Raw genomic sequence first — 2,955 nt, 5'->3', positions numbered from 1 at the left:
CCGGACCAGGTCGAAGTCGATGGTCTCCAGCTCCAGGTGCCCGGCCTCGACCTTGGAGAAGTCCAAGATCTCGTTGATGATCGCCATCAACGAGTTCCCCGCCGTGTCCACCCCCTCGGCATAGGAACGCTGCCGCTCGTCCAGATCGGTCGACAACAACAACCCCGTCAACCCGATCACCCCGTTCATCGGCGTACGGATCTCATGACTCATCGTCGCCAAGAACGTCGACTTCGCCCGCGACGCCTCCAACGCCGCATCCCGCGCCTCCGCCAGCTTGTGGCGGGTCGCGATCTCGGCCTGCATCATCAAGGCGGTCCGGACGAACGTGACCCCGACCAGGATCGTCGTGCCGATCACGAACTCGAGCACCTGCGACGACCGACCGGCGAGCTCGTCGAGCAGCATCAGCGCCGGCGGCACCAGCAGCGGGCCGATGGCGATCCCGAGCCGCCCCAGGGCCGCACGCTTCTCGGGCGGCTCGGCGCTCTCGACGGGGGCGGCCGGGCGCGGGCGCAGGGACGCGGTCGCCATCAGCACCGCACCCACCATCCAGCCGATGTCGTTGGCGCCGGGGCTCGGCTCGTCCAGGCCGAGGACGTAGTAGGCGATGTCGGAGAACAGCCAGCACACGGCGCCCAGCGCCAGCCCGAAGCCGAGCTCGTGGCGGCTGCGGCGCACGGTGATCGCGCGCAGCACGAGCGCCAGCAAGATCGCGTCGGCGACCGGGTAGGCGGCGAGCACGAGCTGGGTCAGCCAGGGGGAGGCCTCGTCGGACACGATCTCGTGGACGGAGATGTTCCAGAACACCAGGACGCTGACGACGACGATCGTCAGGGCGTCCAGCAGCGACTCGATGTCGGTGCGGTCGCGGCCGAAGCGCGGCGCGAAGAGCACCACCGCGACGGCGCCGCCGAGGCCGATGTAGCTGAGCATGTAGGGGATGTCGGCCAGCGACACGTCGGGGTCGTTGCCGGTCCAGCTGTAGATCTGCCACACGAGGTCGCCGAGGGCCGAGAGCGTCAGCCCCGCGGCGATCAGGCCCGGGACGAGCCGGGCGCCGCGCGGGCGCAGGGCCGTGCCGATCCAGGCGGCCACGGGGGCGAGCCAGACCGCGGCCAGGTAGGTGAGGTCGAACGTGGTGCCGTAGCCGACCAGGAGGTGGGCGAGCACCAGTAGGGCCGTCACTCCCCCCAGGCGACGACCCACCCCCGCGGTCGTCCGAGTGCCACGATTCCCCCTCTTCGGCGAGCGTATCCGCTGCGAGCTCGTCCGGTCTTCACTTCGGCCACTGTGGTGCCGCCCTGAGGATCGTGACGTCCGGGGTCGTCGCGGCCCGTGTCAGCCGGCGGCCTGCAGCAGCTTGCGCCGCAGCGCGAGCGTGGCCCGGCTGTGCAGCTGGCTGACCCGGGACTCGCTGACGCCGAGGACCTGGCCGATCTCGGCGAGCGTGAGGCGCTCCCAGTAGTACAGCGCCACCACGACCTGGTCGCGCTCGGGCAGCTCGCGCACCGCGCTCAGGAAGCCCGGAGGGATGTCGTCGTCGGCGCCGGGCAGGTCACCGGTCGCCCGGGGCGCGTCCTCGTCGTCGAGCGCCGTCTCGAAGCTCACGACGCTCGTGTGCGCGGTCTGGCTGTAGACCTTCCGGAGCTCGGCCACGCTCATCTCGAGCCGCTCGGCGACCTCGGCGTCGCTCGGGGTGCGCCCCAGGCTGCGCTCCAGCGCCACCTGGGCGGCGTCGATGTCGCGGATCTTCTCCCGCACCGAGCGGGGCACCCAGTCGGCGGCCCGCAGCCCGTCGACCATCGCGCCGCGGATGCGCGACACCGCGTAGGTCTGGAACTGCAGCCCCCGCTCGGGCTCGAACTTCTCCAGCGCGTCCATCAGGCCGATCACCCCGTCGGAGACGAGGTCGGCCTGCTCGACGGCGGGCGGGAGCCCGGAGCGGACCCTGCCGGCGACGAACTTCACCAGCGGTGAGTAGTGCACGACGAGCCGGTCGCGGGCGCCGCGGTCCCCGTCGACCTTGTAGCGGCGCCACAGGTCGTCGAGGGAGTGGTCGGTCTGCACGCGCACCTCCGGTGGTCGTGACCGACAGGTTAGCGGCTCGGGGCCTCAGCTCGTGGCGCCGGCGTACTCGAAGTGCCAGGGCTCGGGCCGGCTGCCGCCCGCGGCCGCCCAGGACGGGTGCACCCAGCCGTACGCCGGGCCGTGCGCGACCAGCCAGTCGAACTGCGGCGTGCCGAAGCGCTCGACGCCTCCGCACAGGTCGACGGCCAGCCCCAGGCCGTGCACGGACGTGCCGGGCGTGGCGGCGAGGCCGGGCTTGGTGGCGAAGACCCGCTCCTGGCCGGCGCGGCTGCGGTAGGAGTCGGTGATGCAGAGCGTGGTGCCGAGGTCCTCGGCGTACGCCGCCGCGAGCAGCCGGTAGGCGACCGCCGCGTCGCAGCGCAGCTGGTGCGCGCCGTCCGGCGTGGCCGGACAGAGTGCGTCGGCCGGCAGCTGCCCGTTGGGGTACGCCGGGCGCGGCCGCTCCGGGACGTCGAGCACCAGCGCGGGGTCGTAGGCCGTGCCGTCGAGGCGCACCTCGAGGTGGAGGTGCGGCCCGCTGGTGTTGCCGCGGGCGCCGACCAGGCCGACCGGGGCGCCGGCGGCGACGACCTGGCCGGTGACGACGTCGACGCGGGACAGGTGGGCGTACCACGTCTCCACGCCGCCGCCGTGGTCGATGCGCACGAGCGTGCCCGCCCACGCGGGGTGCTGGACGGTGACCGTGCCCGCGCCGACCGCGACGACGGGGGTGCCGGTCGGGGCGGCGAAGTCGAGGCCGGTGTGCACACCGGTCGACCACCGCGGGCCGGGGGTGCCGAAGCCGGCTGTGAGGTCGTAGCTCCCGGCGGCGACCGGCAGCACGAACGGACCGCCCGAGCCGGCGTCCACCGCCGGTGCGGCGGG

3 protein-coding genes are annotated in these 2,955 nt (G+C 73.3%); all 3 read right to left on the bottom strand.

Translation table 11 applies throughout. From position 1 onward, the window contains the following. Window positions 1-1,188 (bottom strand): histidine kinase dimerization/phospho-acceptor domain-containing protein (locus tag VGD85_RS09595; RefSeq protein ID WP_331063229.1); only part of this gene is annotated, 1,188 nt, incomplete at its 3' end. 153 nt (window positions 1,189-1,341) lie between these two features. Further along, entirely contained in the window at window positions 1,342-2,070 is a 729-nt protein-coding gene (locus VGD85_RS09590; protein WP_331063228.1) for a FliA/WhiG family RNA polymerase sigma factor, read from the bottom strand. 45 nt (window positions 2,071-2,115) lie between these two features. Then, window positions 2,116-2,955 (bottom strand): peptidoglycan DD-metalloendopeptidase family protein (locus tag VGD85_RS09585; protein ID WP_331063227.1); only part of this gene is annotated, 840 nt, incomplete at its 5' end.

This window comes from Nocardioides sp., from assembly GCF_036401255.1.
Taxonomy (GTDB): domain Bacteria; phylum Actinomycetota; class Actinomycetes; order Propionibacteriales; family Nocardioidaceae; genus Nocardioides.
The sequence above is the reverse complement of the archived record's forward strand: the minus strand, read 5'-3'. Positions and strand labels throughout refer to the sequence as shown.